Source organism: Saccharopolyspora erythraea, from assembly GCF_018141105.1.
Classification (GTDB): domain Bacteria; phylum Actinomycetota; class Actinomycetes; order Mycobacteriales; family Pseudonocardiaceae; genus Saccharopolyspora_D; species Saccharopolyspora_D erythraea_A.
The window spans coordinates 2,415,768-2,436,721 of sequence record NZ_CP054839.1 but is presented as its reverse complement, the minus strand read 5'-3'; the positions used below and the strand labels follow the sequence as shown (position 1 = coordinate 2,436,721).

General features: G+C 71.0%; 17 protein-coding genes. 5 read left to right on the top strand and 12 right to left on the bottom strand.

Annotated features, from left to right (window positions below):
* Positions 1 to 4: 4 nt before the first annotated feature.
* Entirely contained in the window at positions 5 to 1,180 is a 1,176-nt protein-coding gene (locus tag HUO13_RS11235) for an acetoin utilization protein AcuC (protein ID WP_211901331.1), read from the bottom strand.
* A 420-nt stretch (positions 1,181 to 1,600) separates the two neighbouring features.
* Positions 1,601 to 2,452: a sulfurtransferase gene (locus HUO13_RS11230; protein ID WP_211901330.1), complete on the bottom strand. Its 852-nt coding sequence runs from the start codon at positions 2,450 to 2,452 to the stop codon at positions 1,601 to 1,603.
* A gap of 125 nt (positions 2,453 to 2,577) precedes the next feature.
* Here HUO13_RS11230 and HUO13_RS11225 point away from each other — a divergent pair, with 125 nt between their 5' ends.
* From HUO13_RS11225 to galE, 3 genes are all read left to right on the top strand, one after another.
* Positions 2,578 to 3,273, top strand: coding sequence for a metal-dependent transcriptional regulator (locus HUO13_RS11225; RefSeq protein WP_211901329.1), 696 nt, complete (start codon positions 2,578 to 2,580; stop codon positions 3,271 to 3,273).
* Positions 3,270 to 4,448, top strand: a complete 1,179-nt coding sequence (gene galK / locus HUO13_RS11220) for a galactokinase (RefSeq protein ID WP_211901328.1) — start codon at positions 3,270 to 3,272, stop codon at positions 4,446 to 4,448. Before HUO13_RS11225 ends, galK begins: the two co-directional genes overlap by 4 nt.
* 69 nt (positions 4,449 to 4,517) lie before the next feature.
* On the top strand, positions 4,518 to 5,480 hold the full coding sequence (gene galE / locus HUO13_RS11215; protein ID WP_211901327.1) for a UDP-glucose 4-epimerase GalE: 963 nt from the start codon (positions 4,518 to 4,520) through the stop codon (positions 5,478 to 5,480).
* 107 nt (positions 5,481 to 5,587) lie between these two features.
* Here galE and HUO13_RS11210 read toward each other — a convergent pair whose 3' ends face one another.
* The 3 genes from HUO13_RS11210 to HUO13_RS11200 form a co-directional block, all read right to left on the bottom strand.
* Positions 5,588 to 6,661 carry a DUF4192 domain-containing protein gene (locus HUO13_RS11210; protein ID WP_211901326.1) on the bottom strand — a complete coding sequence of 358 codons (1,074 nt, stop codon included), beginning with the start codon at positions 6,659 to 6,661 and terminating at the stop codon, positions 5,588 to 5,590.
* A gap of 109 nt (positions 6,662 to 6,770) precedes the next feature.
* Complete coding sequence (locus tag HUO13_RS11205) at positions 6,771 to 10,136, bottom strand: phosphodiester glycosidase family protein (protein WP_211901325.1); 3,366 nt, start codon at positions 10,134 to 10,136, stop codon at positions 6,771 to 6,773.
* A gap of 116 nt (positions 10,137 to 10,252) precedes the next feature.
* A complete protein-coding gene (locus HUO13_RS11200) occupies positions 10,253 to 12,037 on the bottom strand; it encodes a Xaa-Pro dipeptidyl-peptidase (protein ID WP_211901324.1) in 1,785 nt (594 codons plus the stop codon).
* A gap of 220 nt (positions 12,038 to 12,257) precedes the next feature.
* On the opposite strand from HUO13_RS11200, the gene HUO13_RS11195 reads away from it, so the two are divergent.
* Positions 12,258 to 12,557, top strand: coding sequence for a hypothetical protein (locus HUO13_RS11195; protein ID WP_211901323.1), 300 nt, complete (start codon positions 12,258 to 12,260; stop codon positions 12,555 to 12,557).
* 10 nt (positions 12,558 to 12,567) lie between these two features.
* Here HUO13_RS11195 and HUO13_RS11190 read toward each other — a convergent pair whose 3' ends face one another.
* The 4 genes from HUO13_RS11190 to HUO13_RS11175 form a co-directional block, all read right to left on the bottom strand.
* On the bottom strand, positions 12,568 to 13,326 hold the full coding sequence (locus HUO13_RS11190) for an SDR family oxidoreductase (protein ID WP_211901322.1): 759 nt from the start codon (positions 13,324 to 13,326) through the stop codon (positions 12,568 to 12,570).
* A 53-nt stretch (positions 13,327 to 13,379) separates the two neighbouring features.
* On the bottom strand, positions 13,380 to 14,270 hold the full coding sequence (sigJ, locus tag HUO13_RS11185; RefSeq protein ID WP_211902826.1) for an RNA polymerase sigma factor SigJ: 891 nt from the start codon (positions 14,268 to 14,270) through the stop codon (positions 13,380 to 13,382).
* Between the two features lie 53 nt (positions 14,271 to 14,323).
* Entirely contained in the window at positions 14,324 to 15,022 is a 699-nt protein-coding gene (locus HUO13_RS11180) for a maleylpyruvate isomerase family mycothiol-dependent enzyme (RefSeq protein WP_211901321.1), read from the bottom strand.
* An 88-nt stretch (positions 15,023 to 15,110) separates the two neighbouring features.
* Positions 15,111 to 15,293: a hypothetical protein gene (locus HUO13_RS11175; RefSeq protein WP_211901320.1), complete on the bottom strand. Its 183-nt coding sequence runs from the start codon at positions 15,291 to 15,293 to the stop codon at positions 15,111 to 15,113.
* A 33-nt stretch (positions 15,294 to 15,326) separates the two neighbouring features.
* Here HUO13_RS11175 and HUO13_RS11170 point away from each other — a divergent pair, with 33 nt between their 5' ends.
* A complete protein-coding gene (locus tag HUO13_RS11170) occupies positions 15,327 to 15,545 on the top strand; it encodes a hypothetical protein (protein ID WP_211903426.1) in 219 nt (72 codons plus the stop codon).
* Positions 15,546 to 15,581: 36 nt separating this feature from the next.
* Here the strand turns inward: HUO13_RS11170 and HUO13_RS11165 are convergent, their stop codons facing one another.
* The 3 genes from HUO13_RS11165 to nrdR form a co-directional block, all read right to left on the bottom strand.
* Positions 15,582 to 16,775 (bottom strand): erythromycin esterase family protein, encoded by a 1,194-nt coding sequence (locus HUO13_RS11165; protein ID WP_211901319.1) that lies wholly within the window; start codon positions 16,773 to 16,775, stop codon positions 15,582 to 15,584.
* Between the two features lie 85 nt (positions 16,776 to 16,860).
* Positions 16,861 to 19,692, bottom strand: coding sequence for a vitamin B12-dependent ribonucleotide reductase (locus HUO13_RS11160; protein WP_211901318.1), 2,832 nt, complete (start codon positions 19,690 to 19,692; stop codon positions 16,861 to 16,863).
* A 160-nt stretch (positions 19,693 to 19,852) separates the two neighbouring features.
* Entirely contained in the window at positions 19,853 to 20,416 is a 564-nt protein-coding gene (gene nrdR, locus HUO13_RS11155) for a transcriptional regulator NrdR (RefSeq protein WP_211901317.1), read from the bottom strand.
* Between the last annotated feature and the right edge of the window lie 538 nt (positions 20,417 to 20,954).

Here is a 20,954-nt window from a genome sequence, read left to right as displayed (position 1 = left end):
CTCCTCAGTCGCGGCTGTCGAGCGGGTCCAGACCGTGCAACGGGAACACCGCGTGCCTGGTGTCGCGGATCGCGGTGTCCACCGGGGTGTCGGTGACGCCGTCCCAGGGCGTGAACGCCGGGTCGGCCTCGTCGGTCATCGACGTCGGCAGCGGCACGTTGCCCGCGACGTTGACGGCGTGCGCCATCCAGTCCACGGGGATCGAGGTGTTCGGGTCGAGGTCGCGGTCCAGAACGGTCGCCAGCAGGTGGGTCCACGCGCGCGGAACCACGCGGAACAGCGAGTAGCCGCCACCTCCGAGCGCTAGCCACTTGCCGCCCGCGTAGGAGGTGGCCAGCTCGCGCAGGGCTCGGTAGCTCGCGCGCTGGCCGTCCACGGACATCGCGAGGTCGGCCAGCGGGTCCTCCCGGTGCGCGTCCGCCCCGCACTGGGTCACCAGGACCTGCGGCCGGAAGGCGTCGAGCACCGAGGGCACCACCGCGTGGAACGCCCGCTGCCATTCGGCGTCCCGGGTGCCCGGCGGCAGGCCGATGTTCACCGCGGTGCCGTCGGCCTTGGGGGAGCCGGTCTCGGTGGGGAAGCCGGTGAACGGCCACAGGGTCGTCGGGTGCTGGTGGAGCGAGATCGTGAGCACCCGCGGGTCGTCGTAGAACGCCGCCTGCACGCCGTCGCCGTGGTGCACGTCGACGTCGATGTAGGCGACCCGCTCCACGCCGTTGGCCAGCATCCACGCGATGGCGATCGCGCAGTCGTTGTAGACGCAGAAGCCCGCGGCGTGGTCAGCCATGGCGTGGTGCAGACCGCCCGCGAGGTTGACGGCCCGGTCGGCCCGGCCCGACACGATCTGCTCGGCGGCCTGGATCGACGCCCCCGCCACCAGCGCCGACGCCTCGTGCATCCGGTCGAAGACCGGGTTGTCGTCGGTGCCGAGCCCATGGCCGACGTCCCACGCCGCCGTCGGCGCCGACCGCACGGCCGACAGGTACTCGGGCCGGTGCACGCGTTCGAGGTCCTCGTCATCGGCCGGGCTGGGCTTGAGCACCTCCACGTCGTCCAGCAGGCCGAGCGACCGGGCCAACCGCATCGTCAGGTCGAGCCGGACCGGGTGCAGCGGGTGATTCCCGCCGAGGTCGTAGCCGAGCACGGAGTCGTCCCAAACCACAGCGCACTGGTTAGCCATACCTGGAAGCTACCTCCCCTGTGTCGACCGACACAGCGCCCGCGCGAAGATCACCTCCGCACCGTGAAGGTGATCTCCCCCGCAGGGCGGGCGGCGCGCCGACCGCATGCCGCAGGCGGAGCGAAGGCCGCAGATACCCGCTCCGGCCCAGGGCCGAACGGGACACTCCCCCACCTCGCCCCGCGCGATCCCGCCCCGCGCCGGATACGGCTCCGGCCAGCCCCACGTGCGGGGCAGCCGCACCGTGCGTGCCGTGTCGGTGCCCCGGCCAGCGGGCTGAGGTGGCCCAGCGGGAAGGTCCTCGGTAGCCCCTCGCCGAAGGCTCAGTGACTGGCTGGGTACGGACCCGCCGAGTCGACCCCGTGTTCGAACGTCAGCAACAGGTGGCCAGTGAGCTGGCCGGATGGTTTTCAGGACAGGTCAGCCGGGCTCCTCTCCGGTCGCCGCCGGACGCTGCGGGTCGGATGACCACTGCGACCACGACCCGGTGTAGAGCGCGGCCGGGCGCTGGGGGTGGCTGAGGCCGGCGTGTTCCAGCGCGAGCAGGACGGAGCAGGCGGTGACACCGGACCCGCAGTACACCCCGACCTGCTCGGCCGGGCCGACGCCCAGCCGGGCGAACCGGTCGGCGAGGTCGGAGGCGCTGCGCCACCGGCCGCTCTCGTCGACGTTCTCCGAGAACGGCGCGTTGACCGCACCCGGGATGTGACCGGCCCGCGGATCGATCGGCTCGGTCTCCCCGCGGTAGCGCTCGGGCGCCCGGGCGTCGAGCAGGCGCCCGGCACGGGCGACCCGGGCCGCGTCGTCGGCGTCGAGCACCGGCATCGCACCCGGACGCACCTCGAAGTCGCCCGGCTCCGGCTCCGGTTCCTCGGTCGTCACCGGACCACCGTCGGCCACCCACGCCGTGTAGCCGCCGTCCAGGACGCGGACGTCGGTGTGCCCCGCCCAGCGCAGGAGCCACCACGCCCGGGCCGCGGCCGACGCGTTGTCGGCGTCGTAGACGACGACGGCGCGCCCGTCGGTCACCCCGGCCCTGCGCAACGCCTGCTCCAGACGGGCGGGTTCGGGCAGCGGATGCCGCCCTCCTGCACCCGCCTCGGACGCCAGTTCGGTGGGCAGATCGACGAACACCGCACCCGGAACATGCCCCTGGTCGTACTCCTGCCTACCCGGCGGTCCAATCAGGAACCAACGGACGTCGAGCACGACCGGGGGCCGCTCCTCCCGGAGACGCTTCATGAGATCATCAGTACTGATCAAAGGATGCATGACAGCCTTTCGTACCCCGGCGACGAGGTCTGTCGGAAACCAACCTGCAAGTCAACTCCTGAGCCACTGACTGACTGTCGCCCGTTGGGACTAGCATCGTGGTTGGGACTGAATGGGGAGCCGACGTGAACGATCTCATCGATACCACCGAGATGTACCTCCGCACCATTTACGACCTGGAAGAGGAAGGTGTGGTTCCGCTCCGCGCACGCATCGCCGAACGCCTGGAGCAGAGCGGCCCGACGGTGAGCCAGACGGTCGCGCGGATGGAGCGGGACGGGCTGCTGACCGTCGCCGAGGACCGGCACCTCGAACTCACCAAAGCCGGGCGCGCCCGCGCGATCAGCGTGATGCGCAAACACCGACTCGCAGAACGGCTCCTGGTCGACGTCATCGGGCTCGAATGGGAGCAGGTCCACCTGGAGGCGTGCCGCTGGGAGCACGTCATGAGCGAAGCCGTCGAGCGCAAGCTCGTCAAACTGCTCGGCAACCCCACCACGTCCCCCTACGGCAACCCGATCCCCGGTCTCGACGAACTCGGTGTGGGTGACCCGGTCGAGCCCGTCGACACCGACCTGCGGCGCGTCGACGAGGTGGCCCGGTCCGGCGGCGGGCGCGCTCTGGTCTGCCGCATCGCCGAGCACGTGCAGCTGGACCCGGACCTGATGAGCGAGCTCAAGAAGGTCGGCCTGGTTCCCGGAAACGACATCGACATCGTCGCGGTCGCGGGCGTGAACAAGCCGATCGAGGTGCAGGGCTCCGAAGGCGGCACGCGGCTGCAGCCGGGCATCGCGCACGCGGTCATGGTGCGCGTCAAGTGAGCCCGGCGGGCCGGGCGACCGAGACCTTCACCGCGGAGCACGGCCGTGCTCCGAGCGCGGTCTGGTCCGCGCCGGGCAGGGTGAACCTCATCGGGGAGCACACCGACTACAACGACGGGTTCGTGCTCCCCTTCGCATTGCCGCACCGCACGGCGGTGGCGGTGGCGCCGCGCGCGGACGGGATGCTTTCGATCGCGACCCTCGGCAGCGACGGGGAGCTGCACCGCAGCCCGCAGCTGAGCATCGCCGGACTCGCTCCCGGGACCTCGACCGGTTGGGCCACCTACCCGGCGGGTGTCGCGTGGGCGCTTCGCGGGGCCGGTGTCGAGCTTCCCGGCGCAGACGTGGTGATCGTCGGCGAGGTTCCGACAGGGGCCGGGCTGTCGTCCTCGCACGCGCTGGAATGCGCCGTGGCGCTGGCCCTGCTGGACACCGCGGGCCGCGCGCCAGGCTCGCCCGAGGCGCCGAGCCTGGCCGAGATCGCGCTTCTGGTGCAGCGCGCGGAGAACGACTTCGCGGGTGCTCCGACCGGGCTGCTCGACCAGACCGCGTCGCTGTGCTGCACCGAGGCGCACGCGCTGTTCTTCGACGTGCGCTCCGGTGAGACCGAGCAGATCCCGTTCGCCACCCTCGATGCCGGGCTGGAACTTCTCGTGGTCGACACCCGCGTCAAGCACTCGCACGGCGAATCCGGCTACGGGGAGCGCAGGCGGGGCTGCGAGCGCGCGGCGGAACTGCTGGAGGTCAAAGCGCTTCGCGACGTGGCGGCCGAAGACCTGGACGGCGCGCTGGCCGGGCTTCCGGAGGAACTCCGGCCGCTGGTGCGGCACGTCGTCACCGAGAACGAGCGCGTGCTGGCAACCGTCGGCAAGCTCCGCGCGGGCGAGATCGCGGGTATCGGTGCCCTGCTGACCGCCTCGCACGCCAGCATGCGCGACGACTACGAGATCTCTTGCCCAGAGCTGGACCTGGTGGTCGACACCGCGCTGGCCTCCGGCGCGGTCGGCGCGCGCATGACCGGTGGCGGTTTCGGCGGTTCGGCCATTGCGCTGGTGCGCTCGGCCGACCGCGAGCTCGTCGAGAAGCGCGTCCTCGACGCATTCGCCGAGCGCGAGCTGACCACTCCCCGGTCGTTCACGGCGGTCCCGGCCGCGGGAGCGGGACGGGACCTGTGAGCACGGCAAGGCGGTGAGCCGGCGCCCGCCGGCGGCTGAATACGATTTCCGAAGGAAGGCAGTAGGCAGTTGAAGCTCCTGGTCACTGGCGGGGCGGGGTACGTCGGCAGCGTGTGCGCGGCACGGCTGGTCGAAGCCGGGCACGAGGTCGTCGTGGTCGACGACCTGTCCACCGGGCACGCCGACGCGATTCCCGACGGTTGCAAGTTCGTCGAGGCCGACATCGCCGAGGCCGCGGGCGACCTGCTGGCCGACTCCTTCGACGGAGTCCTGCACTTCGCCGCCAAGTCGCTGGTCGGGGAATCCATGCAGGAGCCCTTCAAGTACTGGCACGGCAACGTGGTGACGTCGCTGCGCCTGCTGGAGGCAGTGCGCGAACATGGCACGCCACGGCTGGTGTTCTCCTCCACCGCGGCGACCTACGGCGAGCCGGAGGTCGTGCCGATCACCGAGGACGTGCCCACCAGGCCGACCAACACCTACGGCGCGACCAAGCTGGCCATCGACCACGCCATCAGCTCCTACGCCGCCGCGCACGGACTGGCCGCGGTGAGCCTGCGCTACTTCAACGTCGCCGGTGCCCACGGGGCGTTCGGCGAGCGGCACGCCGTCGAGACCCACCTGATCCCGATCGTGCTCCAGGTCGCGCTTGGCCAGCGGGAGCAGGTCCAGATGTTCGGGGACGACTGGCCCACCGAGGACGGCACCTGCGTCCGGGACTACATCCACGTCACCGACCTGGCCGACGCCCACCTGCTGGCGCTCCAGCACGCCCAGCCCGGCACCCACCGCGTCTACAACCTCGGCAACGGCACCGGTTTCTCGGTCAAGCAGGTCATCGACACCTGCCGGAAGGTGACCGGTCACCCGATTCCCGCACTGGTCGCACCACGCCGCTCGGGTGACCCGGCGACGCTGGTGGCGTCGAGCCAGCGCGCTCGCGAGGAGCTGTCGTGGGAACCAGCCCGCGCCGATCTGGAGCGGATCGTGCGCGACGCGTGGGAGTTCACCCGCAGCCGCCACCAGGGTTGAGTCGTTCCGCCGGGGCTCCGCTTCACCACCGGCGACAGCTGCTCGTGAAGCGGAGCTGCGGCCCAGCACACCACGGCGCAGGCCGCTTTCGGAACACGCACCGATCCTCACCACGCACCATCCTCTTGCAGCAGGGTCCTGGCGTCCTCGGCCGCGTCACGGGCCAGCACGACCAGCTTCGACGGCGGCAGCCCCACTTCCAGGGACCGCCGCAGCAGGCTGGTGAGGCTGTGCTCGGGGCGCACCGCCTCGGCCCGTTCCAGCACGATGCCCGCGAGCACGCGGTCGCCGCGCAGGTACGCCGAGAACGCGAGCAGTGCCGCCACGTCGGCGAGCTCCGGCGCCGGGGCCTTGCGCACGAGCGTCAGCCAGAGCTGTTCGGCCGCCCTGGCCGCCGGTCCGATGCTCGTGCCGAGGGCGATGTCGCGGACCCGCGGATCGGAGACCGCGAGCATCACGCGGAGGTGGTCGTCCTCGGTGAGCGCCGCGCCTCGCGCGGTTCGCCTGATCGCCGCGGTCACGAGCTCGAGGTTCTGCCGGAGACCCTCGTGAGGTCCGCGTTCGGCTTCCAGGTCCTCGGTGAGGGCGTCCAGGCGGGCGGAGCGCCTGGCGAGTTCCCCCGCGGGCTCGGAGGCGACGAGGGCCTCGATCTCCGCCCTGCTGCCGAAGGTGACCGCTCCGGCGGCTGCGGTCGCGGTGCCCACCGGTGAGATCTGCGGGTCCGGCATAGCACCGCGGCACTCGTCCTCGTCGTAGCAGATCCACGGCCTGCCGGTGATGATCTCCGACGTCCAGATCGCGTGCATCACGGACGTGCCCGCGCAGCCGAGGATCTCCCGCACCACCTCGATCAGTCGCCGGTGCGGCGGATCCCAGGGCGGCGGCTCAGGTTCGTCCGGCGGCCGGTCGCCGGGTTGCTCACCGACGACGACCGCCACGACGGAGTCGGCGCGCTGGGACCGGACCGCGCCGCTGAGCAGTTGCTCGGCCACCTCGTACTCGTGGCCAGGGGGCGGGAGGTCCACGCGCAGCGTGAATCCGAAGACGGGTTTGGCCGACAGGTCGGACACCGCCATCAGCACCAGCGATTTCTCGGGTTGGAAGCCGAGCAGGTGCGGTACGGCGGCGAGGATCTCGCCGAGGTGGTCCAGACTTACCGTCGAATGCAGCGATCCGGTCATGGCATCCACGATCGGCCGCGAATCCCAAGCCCTGCCAGGGTCGATCCGCGAATCTGTGGACTAACCAGTCCCCTGTGGACAACTCAGCTCGAAAACCGCCGAAAATCCACTATGGAGTGACCATGAACCGGGTGGTCCGGTTCACCCCATTGACGACGACAGTCAGCACACCCGCCCCGGGGCGCAATCCGATCAGCAGACTCCGCGTCGGATCGAAGGCCGCGACGTGTTGCGGCCCGGCCTCTTCGGGACGCCCAATGTGCACGCTGGGCGAGCCGATCCAGTCCGCGCTGACGGGGTAGGCGACCGGCACGGACCGTCCGCCCTGACTCACCTGGGCGACGACCGGCACCGACGCACCGATCCCGAGCTCGGCCGGTGCGGTGAGCCGCAGCTCGTCCACGTGCGGCCGCGTCTCCCATCGGACTGGCCGCGCGTCGACCGGGGCGATCCGCAGCAGGCTCGTGCCGGTGAACCCGCCGTCCTGCGGGGCAAGTGCGGGCGCCTTCCCCGCGTTGCCGTTCACCTGGTACTGAACTCCATCCACTGTGGATGAATGGAACGCGCCGGCGTGCGCGGTCACCACCACCGCGGGTTTGCCGCTGCCGCGCTCGAAGCCGGTGAGCCAGCGGGTCAGCAGGTCCGCTTCCTTCTGATCCGACAGCTCCGAGGCGTCGGCCGGGGCGGGGTCTTCGATCGGGTGGTGCATGAACACCGCGACCGCCTCGACGCGCGGATCGCGCCGCGCCCCGTCCAATGCCGCGCGCAACATCCTGACCTGGTCGAAACCGCCCTGGCGGAGGGTGCCCAGCGACGAGTCGAGGGTGATGAACCTGGTGCCGCCGAGATCCGCGACGCGGTGCGTGGGACCGAACTCGGCGGTGAACTCGCGAAGATCACCGGGGCCGTAGGTCTCGTGGTTGCCCGGCACGTAGAACCACCGGACCCGGTCGCCGAGCTCCTCGTCGATGACGCGGCGGGCGAGGTCGAAATCCGCCGCGGTCCCCCGGTCGACGAAGTCGCCGTTGATCACCACGACGTCGGGTGCCGCGGCAAGGGCGTCGCGCAGGCTGCGGCGCGCCTGCACGACCAGCGGTCCGTCCGGGTCGTCAGCCGTGAACTGCGCGTCGCTGACCACCGCGACACGGGTGCCACCCCGTTCGAGCGTGCCGTCCTGCACCACGGACTCGTCCTGGTGACGCGGGTCCGGCGGGACAGGGGCATCCGGTGCGACCGAAACCGTCAGGTCGTCGAAGACGAGCCTGCCCTCGTACTGGCGGGCACCGTCGGGCTCCACCAGGTAGATCCGCTGGAGCCGGGCGGGTGCGGACACCCCGCTGGGGATCGGGGCCTCGACGTAGCGCCAGCCGGTCCAGTCGACCTTCCGCGCGAGGTCCGCGGTCGTGGCCACGCCCGCGCTGTCGACGACGGTGAACCGCAGCCAGCCGCCCTTGGCGTCGCCGTTGACCCAGAGCCCGAGCTTCTGGGTTCCCGCGGGCAGCGCGGGCATCGGGTCGGCGTTCACGTATGCGGCCCTGGTGGCGGTGGTGCCCGTGAGCGAGTAGTCCAGCGCGATCCCGGGAGTGCCGTCGTGCCCGGCCGCGGACGCCAGCGAGGCTCGCACGGGCTGCGGGTACACGCTCGCCTTCCAGCCATCGAGGGTGTCCATCGGCGAGAGAGGCCGCGCCTGCGCCCCGGCCGACACGCCGAGGTGCGTGACGTGGGCGCCCACCCTGGCCGTCACCACGGACGCGGCGAACGGCACCAGCGCGGTCACCGAGAAACCGTCCGGCGCGGGTTCGATCCGGAACTCGTCGGTGTTGTACTCCAGCTCGACATCGCCCGGTTCGACCCAGGTGCCGAAGCCGTCCGCGTCGTAGCCGCGGACCTGGAAGCGCCCCTGCACCCCGGCGCCGGGCAACCGCACCTGTTCGGTGTCGGTGTCCAGCCGGACCGGCGGGCCGAGAACCGCCAGCGGGGCCTCACCACCGGCGCGGCCCGCCTTCGCGGTGATCGTGCTGTTCCCCGGTCGCCGTGCCTGGAAAACACCGTCGCGCACCGAGCCGCGACCAGGCGGGGAGACCTTCCAGTGCGGCTCACCCGCCACCGGAGCACCGGTCTCGTCGTGCCCGAAAGCCTCGACGCGGCGGGTCAGCCCGGAAAGGACGCGGTCGGCGGCGGGCTCGACCCGGAATCCGGTCAGCGAACCGCTTCCCGGCGCGACGGAGAACCCGATGCCGTTCGGGACCGGGCGCTCGTGCCCGTCCGACGGCGCGTTGTGCACGACCGCGGCGGGGCCGCCCTCTTCTCGCGCCAGCAGGGTGGACGACCCACCTCCGTCGAGGTTGAGCGCGTCGTCGGCACCGAGGGACCGCAGGTGCTCGGCCAGCTCGCGCTCGGTCATGCCCCGGCTGTCGGCCTGCCGTCCGTCGATGGTGACCAGCCACATCCGCTTGCCGTCGGCCGAGAAACCCGCCGCCGTGCGGGGGTGCAGGGCGGTGTCGTCCACCTGCTGCACGACGCCGTCGCGCAGCAGCACCTTGTTGCCTCCGACCGCGGCCTTCGGCAGTTCCCCGTCGCTGCGCGGCGCGTAGTGCACCTCGACGCGTTCTCCCTGGCGCAAGGTGCGCAACACGTCGGCTCCCGCGTCGATGCCGAGGAGCCGTACCGTCCCGCCAGGTGCGGGGCCCTCCGCCGGCATGTCGCTGATGCGGGTGACGACACCGTTCGCCACCTCGGCCTCGGTGACCCTCGCGGCGCCCGCGACGGCTGTTGCCCGCGAAGCTGCTCCCCAGAACGACGTGTAGAGGGCGATGCCGTTCGGCGACACCTTGGGCGCGTTGAGGTCCGAGATCCGGTGCTTCGCACCGTCGGCCCTGGTGAAACCAGCCTCGAGAAAAACCTGCGCAAGGCCGCCGAGCCGGTCGCCGACCGCGGCGACGTGGTTGTGGCCGCCGCCGGGTGCGTTGAGCAGTTCTCCGCCGCTCAGCCCGACTCCGAGCGGTGCGCCCGTGGCGTCGATGTCGAAGAAGTCGCCGTTGACCCCGGCGACCGCACCGTTGCGCACCGCCTGCTCGGACAGCGGCGACCGCGCCGATGCGGCCCCCGGGTGCAGGTAAGCGGGTTCGAGGCGGGACTCGGCGAGGTCGACGGAGAGCACGTCGCCTCGAATCCATCCCGCCGGGCCGAAGCGGTCGAACTCGGTCAGTTCGAGTCCGGGCGCGACGGGCTTGGTGACGCTAGCGGTTGCGATGTCCTCGCCCGAACGGACGCGACCGGTCGAGATGTCGTCCGCGGAGCCCGCACTGCCCGTGCTGAGGACCGCGTCGGACGGCGAGGACGAGCCGGGGACGGTCTCGACCGGTGGCGGCCCCAGCGGCGTGGCGGTGCTCGGTGGACGGGCTCCGGACGGTGGGGCGGCCACCGCCAGCGCGACGGTGGTGGCAACCGCGATCGTGGTCCTGCGCCGAGGCAAGGGCACCTCCAGCTCGACTCGACGTACGCTCCCGGCAGGAGATCACTGCGGCCCGGCCGCAGCCCGAAACCAGGGGGAACGCCCGCCCAACTCCCGGCGACCGTTCCCCCACCACCTCAGGACTCGCGCACCACCGGCAGGATCACCCGGCTGCGCTCCAGGTCGAGCGAGATGCCCGCCCCGGGCTTCGGCCGCAGCGTGAAGTCGTGGTCGCTCGACAGCAGCACGACCCCCAGCCGGTGACCGGCCGCCACGACGTAGTCGTCGGGCTGCATCGCCACCTCGATCCGGTACTGCTCACCCGGCTCGATCGGCGAGGTCCGGTCGATGGCCTCCCTGTTCTGCGGATCGGTCCAGCCCCGGGTGACCACGGAGGTGCTGCCGTCAGGCGCCATGTCGACCAGCAGCGCGGTGACGTTGGCCGCCGGGCGGTCGAAGGTCAGCGCCAGGTCGGCGCGCACGGTGCCGCTCACCCGCACCGGCCGGGGCGTCGGCTCGCTGAAGTAGGCCAGCCGGTTCGGCGAACTCGGTGCCGCCGCCAGGTCCTCCGCGAGTTGCGTGGCGTCGTCGCGCAGGCTCTCGACCGCTCGGCTTCCCTCCCGCGCGAATGTCAGGCCACCGCGTTCACCTCCGCCCGGCGTCGGGCGCATGACCACGTCGGCGGTGCCCGGGGCCGGCCATTCGGCCTCCTCGACCCAACTGCCGTCCTCGCGCTGGACGGTGGCCCGCGGCTCGCGCTCGACGCCGTTGTCCTGGTCGTACAGGTACTTGGTGAACCAGCGGTTCACGGTGCGCAGCCACTCCTCCCGGCGAAGGGAGATCGGGTCGGTGTGCCCGGACTGGTGCCACCAGATCTTGTGCGGAACGTTGTTGGCGCGCAGCGCCTCGTACCACTGCGCGGCCTGCTTGGGCTTGACGTTCCAGTCGTTCAGGCCGTGCGCCGACAGCACCGCGGCGCGGACTTCACCGACGTCATCGAGGTAGTTGCGCTCTTCCCAGAACGGGCTGTAGTCGCCGGTGACGCGGTCCTGCTCGGCGGTGAGCCGGTCGATCACCGGCTTGCACGGCTCGCGGTCGGCCCTGGTGTGCACGTACTTCGCCAGGACGTCTGCGTCCTCGCCCTGGAAACCGCCGGGAGCCACGACGGCACCGTCGGCGCGGTAGTAGTCGTACCAGTTGGAGATCGCGCCGATCGGCACGATGGCCTCGAGACCCTGCACGCCGGTGGTCGCCACGGCGTTGGGCAGCGTCCCGTTGTAGGACACGCCCATCATGGCGACCTGGCCGGTCGACCACTTCGCGCGGGCGTTCCTGCCGTCGGCGAAGTGCCCGGCGGCACGGGCGTTGAGCCAGTCGACGACCGAGCGCGCGCCGATCGTCTCGTTGACCGCTCCAGTGGTCGGGCACCCGGTCGACTGGCCGGTGCCCAGCGACTCGCCGTAGACGACTGCGTAGCCGCGGGCGAGCAGGTAGTCCTCGTAGGCCCACTTACCGGCCGCGGCCGCGGTAACCCCCATCCGCTCGGCGCGCTTCCCACCGGGCCGCGTGGAGTCCTGGGGCACGTGCAACTCGGTGTCGACGTTGTGGTTCGGCACGTCGTTGCCACCGGCGAAGTAGGGACTCGCCTCGTAGACGACCGGCACCCGCAGTCCGCGCTCGGTCTCCTTCGGGCGCACGACCTGCAGGTGCACCTGGTCGGGCTTGCCGTCGCGGTCGCTGTCCACGGGCGCGGTCACCCACAGGTCCTCGCGCACGACCTGCGCGGGGTCGAAGACCGGCTGCGCCTCACCGTCCTTGAAGACGGGCTTCTGCGGCGGGGCCGGGGCCGCCGCGGCCGGCAGGGCGGAAAGCGGCAGTGTGCACACCGCCGCGAGCAGGCTGATCCGAGCTCGCCGCTTCACAGGCTCTCCCGAAAGGCATGTCTGACGAGGACATCGACATCAAGACCTTTGCCAGCGCGGCGGGCAAAGTCAATTCACCGGGCACGGCGGGTTTACGCCAGAACGGCGGAGGCCGAGGTGGGAGATCGCCACGCGGACGTCCACGGTAGGAGCGGGCTCGAGCGGGGACGCGGAAGAAGTAGAGTCGGGCGCACCCATCTGGACATGCGAAGGAGCACCCATGAGCACCGTTGCGGCCGGCGCGCTGACATCGGCAGGACTCGTCGGCGGATTCGCGGTCGCCCAGGCCACCAGGCACCGGTACTGGGGCGGTGTGGTGGCGGCGGGCGCCGGACTGGGCGCGATGCGGATCTGCCACCGCAACGCGGGGCTCGGCCGCGCGCTGCTGCTCGGCGGCTCCTACGCGGCGGCGCTGGCCGGATCGCACCCGCTGGCCAAGAAGGTCGGGGCATGGCCGTCGGTGTTCACGGTGACCGCCGCGACCGCCGTGGCGGCGGGTGTGCTGGCCCGGAAGCGGTAGCGGGCGGGCCTCACGCCCCGGCGGCCAGGTAGTCGCCGAAGGTGACGCGACCGATGGCCCTCTCGGGCGCGAGATGACCACCGCGCCGGAATGCCGCCGAGATCGCACCCGGCACCCGCACCGGCAGCACCAACCGACGGCGTCCTGTCGCACTCAGATACTCCCGCGTCAGGTCGCGATGCGAGCGGATCTCCGGTCCGCCCATGTCCGGCACGCGCCCGGCCGGTTCGTCCACCGCCAGCTCCGCCAGACGCGCGGCCACCTCACCGACGTCGATCGGCTGGAAGGCGGCTCCGCCGAGTGTCAGGTTCACCGGTGAACGCGCCTGCAACGACGCGATCCTGGCGATGAGGTCGTGGAACTGCGTCGTACGCAGGATCGTCCACGGCAGGCCGGATCCGGCGAGCATCCGCTCGACTTCCAGCTTCGCCCGGTAGTACGGCAACGGCACCCGGTCGACGCCGACGATCGAGATGTACACGATGTGGGGATTTCCGTGGCGGCGCGCGGCGTCGATCAGTTTCCGTGCGCTCGCGACATCGGCACGTCGGAGCGTCGTGGCGCAGTGGACGATCGCGGCTGCTCCCGATACCGCGGCATCCACGCCGGTTCCGCGCCGCAGGTCACCGGTCACCCATTCGAATGGGCTTTGCTCGGGACTGCTGCGACGGCTCAGCACGCGGACGTCATGGCCCGCGTCGAGCAGCTCGCGCATCACCACGCGGCCGAGCGTGCCGGTGCCTCCGGTGACCAGGATCGGTTCTTGCACAGGTCGTTCCTCCCGGATGGCCGGGTCCCGCGACCCGGTCAGGTGAACATCGGTCACCTGTGAGAACCGGGTGAGCCCGCGGGATGTGACACGGTAGCGGACTGGCGAGCGATGAACACCAGCTTGTCCGGGTTCGCGATGATGCGCAGGGCGCTGATCCGCCCGCCGGAGAACTCGGGCACGAGCACCCCGAACACAGCCCCGCCGACCAGCGCCAGCACCGCTGGAACCCCGTTCACCTCGTCGAACACGACGTCCACGCCGGCGGCGAACCGGGTGAACCCGCCGACGAGATAGCGGGCGACCCGGTCGCGTCCCAGCACCGGGCGCCGGGCCGTGCCGACCCGGCCGCCGCCATCCGCCCACGACGTGACGTCCGCGGTGAGCAGCTGTTCGAGACCGCCGAGGTCGCCCGCGCGAGCGGCCGCCATGAACCGCACCACGAGATCGTGCCAGCGGGCCCGGTCCGCGTCGGAGATCTCCGAGGCCGAGGCAACCGTCGCGCCTTCGAGCGATGCGCGGGCGCGGCGGTGGATCTGCCGCGAGTTCGCCTCGGTGATGCCGAGGACGTCGGCGACCTCGCGGTGGCCGTACCCGAACGCCTCCCGCAGGACGTAGACGGCGCGTTCGGTGGGCTTGAGCCGTTCGAGGAGCACCAGCAGCGCCAGCGACACCGATTCCCGCTGCTCCGCCGTTTCCAGCGGCCCCAGCACTCCGGTTGTCGTCAGCACCGGTTCTGGCAGCCACTGTCCGACATAGCGTTCGCGGCGCACCGGGGCGGAGGTCAGCCGGTTCAGCGCGAGGTTGGTGACGACCTTGGCCAGCCAGGCCCACGGGCTCCGCACCGCCGCGCGGTCCGCGGCCTGCCACCGGAGGAAGGCGTCCTGAACGACGTCCTCAGCGTCGTGCGCGGAACCCAGCAACCGGTAGGCCAGTCCGAACATGCGCGGACGCAGCGCTTCGAACTCTTCGGTCTCCGGGGAGCCACCGGTGCGGCTCACGGCCAGGGGCCGAGCTGCGGGGCCGCACCGCTGCTGCTGACCAGCGGTCCCGTCGGCGTGCGGCCAGCCATCCACGCGGTCAGGTCGGTGAGCGCGCCGCGCACTTCGACCGGTTCGCCGCTACCCCACTGCCGCCGCAGGTCGGAGTCGTCGGGGCGGAGGGTCAAAGCCATGCCTTCCGGCGTCCGGGGAGCCAGGAAGTCCAGGGCGTGCGCGCAGAAGTCCGGGGACCAGTCGGCGGGCACGCGTCCGAGTGCCAGGTCGGCGGCGTGGATCTCGACCTCGCGCCACCGGCAGTGCAGGACGTCGAGCAGCACGCCGTCGCGGTAGGTCACCGGACGCTGCCAGCCTTCGGAGTCCACCTGCTTCCAGGCGTTGTCCAGCTCCTCGGCCGACTCGACGACCTCGGCACGCAGCTCGGCCGCCGACCGTCCGGAACCCGCCTCGATCGACGCGTCCCGCGCAGGCCGGCCTCCCTCGTAGACCTCGACGAGCCGTCCCCGCAGCGCGTGTTCCGTGACCCGGGTGAACGCACGCGCCAGGTCGGCGAGATGCGTGAGGACGTGCCCGCGCGACCAACCCGGCAACGCCGAGCCGCCGCGGGCCTGCGCGTCGCCGAGTCCTTCCACGAGCGCGGCGATGCGGGCGTGGCCCGCGCGGACCTCGGCGACGACGTCTTCGGTGCTCAGGGACATCAGGACTCCTGTTCGGCCTGCCGCTCTCACGGGTGGGCGGCGCATCCGAGAATAGCGATCAGTGGCGCCACGCCGGTGCGACTTCAGGTCACCCCACCGCGATCGGCATTCGTCCACAGTGTCCTCCCCGGGCTTTCGCCGCCCGGGCGAGCAGGTAGCGCAGGATCAGGTGATGCACGGGCACGAGGAGCGGCCGGAGGAAGCGGCTGGCACGGCGGTGGTGCTCGACGAACGTGGCCAGAACGACCGACGTCGGCCGCACGCGCAGCACGAGATTTGCCGCTAGGCAATCATCTTCGACGAGTTGGCGGAGCTGCGGCGCAGCATGCTCGAGTCGTCGGAGTTCGCGGACCTGCCCCGGGAGGTCGTGTCGGCCACCCTGCACGCCTGGCTGGTGTTCGTCCGGTCCATCTGCGTGGAATGGCTGGTGCACGAGAGCTTCTCGCGATCGGAACTGCGCGAGCTGTGCCTCGGCGCGCTGTTCGGCGCCCTGCACGCCGTTGGCGGGGATCAGCGGAGCTGAGTGCCCGCTGCCCTCTTGGCCGGGCAGTCCCGCGGCTCAGCGCTCGATGGGGTTGGACGGACTGTCGGCGGCGCCATGGGCCGGGGTGATCCGGCGGACGTGGATGATGGCGTCGAACGCCTGCCGAGGGTCGAGGTCCACCAATGCGTTCTGGGCGGACATGGCCGTGGCTGCGCCGATGGTTTCCGGAGGGGTGCGGCGCAGGTCCACGAGGTGGTGCGGGAGCTCCGCCGCGTCCAGGACCGCGTCCAGCGAGTGAGGTGGCGGCGGGGATTCGCTGCCCGGGGCGAAGAAGCGTCTGGCCGGGTCGGCACAGAGGTCGAGATCGGGTACGGGCCCGGCACCGCGGGTTGTGCCGATGACGACCAGATCATCGCCCAGCACGGGCGCCAGGAGGCTTCCTACGGGAGCGGTGCCGTCGAAGGACGGGGCGCGTTGCAGGTGGACGTTGTGGGCACCGACAACGATGCGGTCCTCCCGATCGAGGATCCACCGGAGGTTGTCGGCCATGACGTCGTTGCGCAGGTTGCGACCCGGGCCCGGGTAGAGGCCGTGCGAGAGGAACTCGACCACCCGCTCCGCGCCGCGGGCGCACTGCAACGCGAGATCGTCGCCGACCGCACTCGCCCGCGCGGTGAGCTCGGCCATCTTGCGCGCAAGCCCCGCCGGCGCACCGGTCGTACCTCCCGCGTCCGGGGAGGGCGCGCCAGTGGGTTCCCCCAGATCAGCGGCGGCCAGCAGCTCCCGGTCCCCGGGCATGGGGTCGAGCCTCGCGAGGCATGCCGCGACTCCAGGACCCGGATCGGCGCACCAACCCGGCACATCCATGCCGTAGAAGCCCAGCTTGCGCTTGCCGGCGGCGTTCCAGCTCCGCATCCACCGCAGTTGGACGTGCATCTCTTCACACCGGCCGAAGGCGTAGGTGATACCGCGGCGCGCGACCTGAGCGAGATCGCCGGGCCCGCCACGGACCCAGTCGTCGACCAGCAATCCCTCCGGCAGGCCGGACTCCAGGACGAACGCGGAGAATCCGAGCTCGCGCACCAGGAAACGCAGCACGCGGTCGCGCAGCCGGTAGAACTCCGAGGCGAAGTGCAAGCTCTCGCCGAGGCAGACCACGCGCGCGTCCCCGACCACATCCCGCAACACCTGCAGATCCGAGTCATCACACGCGTCGGGGTCCAGGGTGTGCAGCGGGAACACAACATCGCGGATCGACACTGCCGCCATCGCCCAGTGCAGTCCTTCCAAGCCAACACGAGAGGGGAGCCGGCCGGATCGGCCGACTCCCCTCCCACCGCACGGGATCTCGCGATCAGCTGCAACCGGAGGTCGAGCCGCAGCCCTCGCACAGGTAGCAGGAGCCCGACGGACGCATCTTCGTGCCGCAGGTCATGCACAGCGGAGCGTCCGCGGCCTTGCCGAGCCGCAGCTCCAGCAGCTCGGTCGAGCTGCCGACGCGCTTGTCGTCGTCACCGTCCTGCTCGGACTCCCGGGCCTCGCGGACCGAGGAGTCCACCGTGGACCGCAGCGTGTCCAGGTCGACGCCGTCGTCGTCCGAGGAACCGGACTCGTCGTAGCCGTTGACCTGCGCGGTGCGCTCCTCGATGGTGAAGATGCCCAGCTGCGCCCGCTTCTCGTACGACAGGTAGTCCAGGGCCAGCCGCCGGAACAGGTAGTCCAGCACGCTGCTGGCCATCCGCACGTCCGGGTCGTCGGTCATGCCCGCAGGCTCGAAGCGCAGGTTCTGGAACTTCGAGACGTAGAACTCCAGCGGGATGCCGTACTGCAGACCCACCGAGATCGACATCGAGAAGGCGTCCATCACACCGGCCAGGGTCGAACCCTGCTTGCCCAGCTTGACGAAGATCTCGCCGAGACCGTCGTCCGGGTAGGAGCCCGCGTGCAGGTAGCCCTCGGCACCGCCGACGGTGAACGACACCGTCTGGCTCGGGCGCTTCTTCGGCAGGCGCTTGCGGACCGGGCGGTACTCGATCTGCTTCTCGACCGCCTTCTCCGACTCGCCCTTGTCGCCCTTGCCCGCCGACAGCGGCTGGCCGACCTTGCAGTTGTCGCGGTAGATCGCCAGCGCCTTCAGGCCAAGCTTCCAGCCCTCGAAGTAGATCTCCTCGACGTCGGCGACGCTGGCCGACTCCGGCATGTTCACCGTCTTGGAGATCGCACCCGACAGGAACGGCTGCACCGCGGCCATCATCCGCACGTGGCCCATGGGAGCGATCGAACGCTCGCCCATCGCGCAGTCGAAGACCTCGTAGTGCTCCGGGCGCAGTCCCGGCGCGTCGATGACGTGGCCGTGCTCGGCGATGTACTCGACGACCGCCTCGATCTGCTCCTGCTGGTAGCCCAGCGCCTTCAGCGCCCGCGGCACCGTCTGGTTGACGATCTGCATCGAGCCGCCGCCGACCAGCTTCTTGAACTTCACCAGCGCCAGGTCGGGCTCGATGCCGGTGGTGTCGCAGTCCATCATCAGGCCGATGGTGCCGGTGGGAGCCAGCACCGACGCCTGCGCGTTGCGCCAGCCGTTGCGGGCACCGATCTCCAGGCCCTCCTGCCACACCTTCGTCGCCAGCTTGTGCACCGCGACGTCGTTCTTGTGGTAGGTGCGCACCAGGTCGTTGGCCGCCGCGTGCTTGCGCATGACCCGCTGGTGGCCGTCGGCGTTGCGGGCGTAGCCCTCGTACGGGCCGACCGCGCCGGCCAGCTCCGCCGAACGCTTGTAGGCGGTACCGGTCATCAGCGAGGTGATCGACGCCGCCAGCGCCCGGCCGCCGTCGGAGTCGTAGGCGTGGCCGGTGGCCATCAGCAGCGCGCCGAGGTTGGCGTAGCCGATGCCGAGCTGGCGGAACTTGCGGGTGGTGTCGCCGATCGCCTCGGTCGGGAAGTCGGCGAAGGAGATCGAGATGTCCATCGCGGTGATGACGAACTCGACGGTCTTCTCGAACAGCTCCGCGTCGAAGGTCAGGTCCTCGCGCAGGAACTTCATCAGGTTCAGCGACGCGAGGTTGCAGCTGGAGTTGTCCAGGTGCATGTACTCCGAGCACGGGTTGGACGCCGAGATCCGGCCGGTCTCCGGCGAGGTGTGCCAGTCGTTGATCGTGTCGTCGTACTGGATGCCCGGGTCGGCGCACTCCCACGCGGCCTTTGCGACCTTGCGGAACAGCTCCCGCGCTCCGACCGACTCGATGACCGAGCCGTCGGTGCGCGAACGCAGCCCGAACTTGCCGTCGCTCTCCACCGAGCGCATGAACTCGTCGGAGACCCGGACCGAGTTGTTGGCGTTCTGGTACTGCACCGACGCGCTGTCGGCGCCGCCGAGGTCCATGTCGAAGCCCGCGTCCCGCAGCGCGCGGATCTTGTGCTCCTCCTTGGCCTTGGTCTCGATGAACTCCTCGATGTCGGGGTGGTCGACGTCGAGCACGACCATCTTCGCCGCACGGCGGGTGGCGCCACCGGACTTGATGGTGCCGGCGGAGGCGTCCGCGCCGCGCATGAACGACACCGGCCCCGAAGCCGTGCCACCCGAGGACAGCAGCTCCCGCGACGAACGGATCCGGGACAGGTTCAGGCCCGCGCCGGAACCGCCCTTGAAGATCAGGCCCTCTTCCTTGTACCAGTTGAGGATCGACTCCATCGTGTCGTCGACGGAGAGGATGAAGCAGGCCGAGACCTGCTGGCGCGAGCTGGTGCCGACGTTGAACCAGACCGGGGAGTTGAAGCTGAACACCTGGTGCATCAGCATCCAGGTCAGCTCGTGCTCGAAGATCTCCGCGTCCGCGTCGGTGGCGAAGTAGCCGTGCTCGACGCCGTTGCGCACGTAGGTCTTGACCACGCGGTCGATGAGCTGCTTGAGGCTGCTCTCACGCTTGTCGCTGCCCACCGCACCGCGGAAGTACTTGCTGGTCACGATGTTGACCGCGTTCAGCGACCAGAACTCGGGGAACTCGACCCCGCGCTGCTCGAAGTTGACCGAGCCGTCCCGCCAGTTCGTCATCACCACGTCGCGGCGCTCCCACGTCACCTCGTCGTAGGGATGCACCCCCTCGGTGGTGTAGACGCGCTGCACCCGGATGCCCTGCTTCCGGGCACCTGTGTCCGGCTCCCCCGCAGCACCGACGGTCTCTGTCATGACCTGACCCTCTTCCTTGTCGCTCACTGGTCGTGCGTTGCCCCCGTCCGGGCTCCCCGTCCGGTTCGGTCGCGTCTCACTGTCACGTCGCGCCCCGCCGAGGGGCGCCGACCGCCTCCGGAGTCCCGCCGCCCCTCGGCGGGATGTCCGTCGGCGTGGCTTACTCACTGCTCTTCTCCGCCTTCACACCTTCGGGATCGCTCGATCCAGCTCCCGGCCCGTCTCCCGCCTCGGAACCGGCTTGCGCGGTTCCAGACCCCTCCGGGGGCCGCGCGGCTCCGCGCAGCGACCGCAGATCGGCGATCTCCTTCTCGAAGTCCTCCACCGAGGAGAACGCCCGGTACACGCTGGCGAAGCGGAGGTAGGCCACCTCGTCCAGCTCGCGCAGCGGCCCCAGGATCGCCAGCCCGACCTCGTGGCTCGGCAGCTCCGACACTCCCAGCGAGCGCACGGTGTCCTCCACCTGGTGCGCCAGCTGCTGCAGCGCGTCCTCCTCGACCGGGCGGCCCTGGCACGCCCGGGCGACGCCGCGGACCACCTTCTCCCGGCTGAAAGGCTCGGTGACGCCGGAGCGCTTGACCACCGAGAGCACGAGTTCCTCGATCGTGGTGAACCTGCGGCCGCAGCCAGAGCAGGACCGCCGTCGCCGGATCGCCTGACCGTCCTCGACTTCCCGGGAGTCGACGACCCGCGAATCATCACCACGGCAGAATGGGCACCGCACCGGCACTCACCCCCTTCCCCAGTACCACGCGCGCACGCCCGGAAGCGGTGCGCGACACTCACTGTCCGTGGACGGACAGATACCCCGCAGGCCCAACCTGTGGAGTAAACACATCGACGTAACTACTAGATGTTGTGGTCGACTCTAAACCTGCCCGAACGGCGAGGCAAACCGGGGTGACCTTCCGCCGACGGCCGGGCGAACAACGCCGCCGACCCGCGGGGAACGCCCCGGAGGGGTGGTCCGGCGGGCCTGGGGCGGGGACGTGGAGAGCCCCGGAGGGGCGGCCCAACGGAACCAGAGGGGCCCGATGAGCCCCCGAGACACGTACGGCGGGGCCCCGCGGCTGCGGCCGCAGCGGTGGCCGGTCGGGCTGCCCCGAGGACGACCGGCGGGCCCGGGCGCAGACCGGGCGTCAGCTGCCGGGGGCCAGGAGTCAGCGGGCTGGGCGGCTCGCCGGGACGACGTCGGAAGGCGAGCGGACGGCTGGGAGGCTCGAGCCGGATACGGACGGCGAGAGCGGGGCGGAGGCAGACAT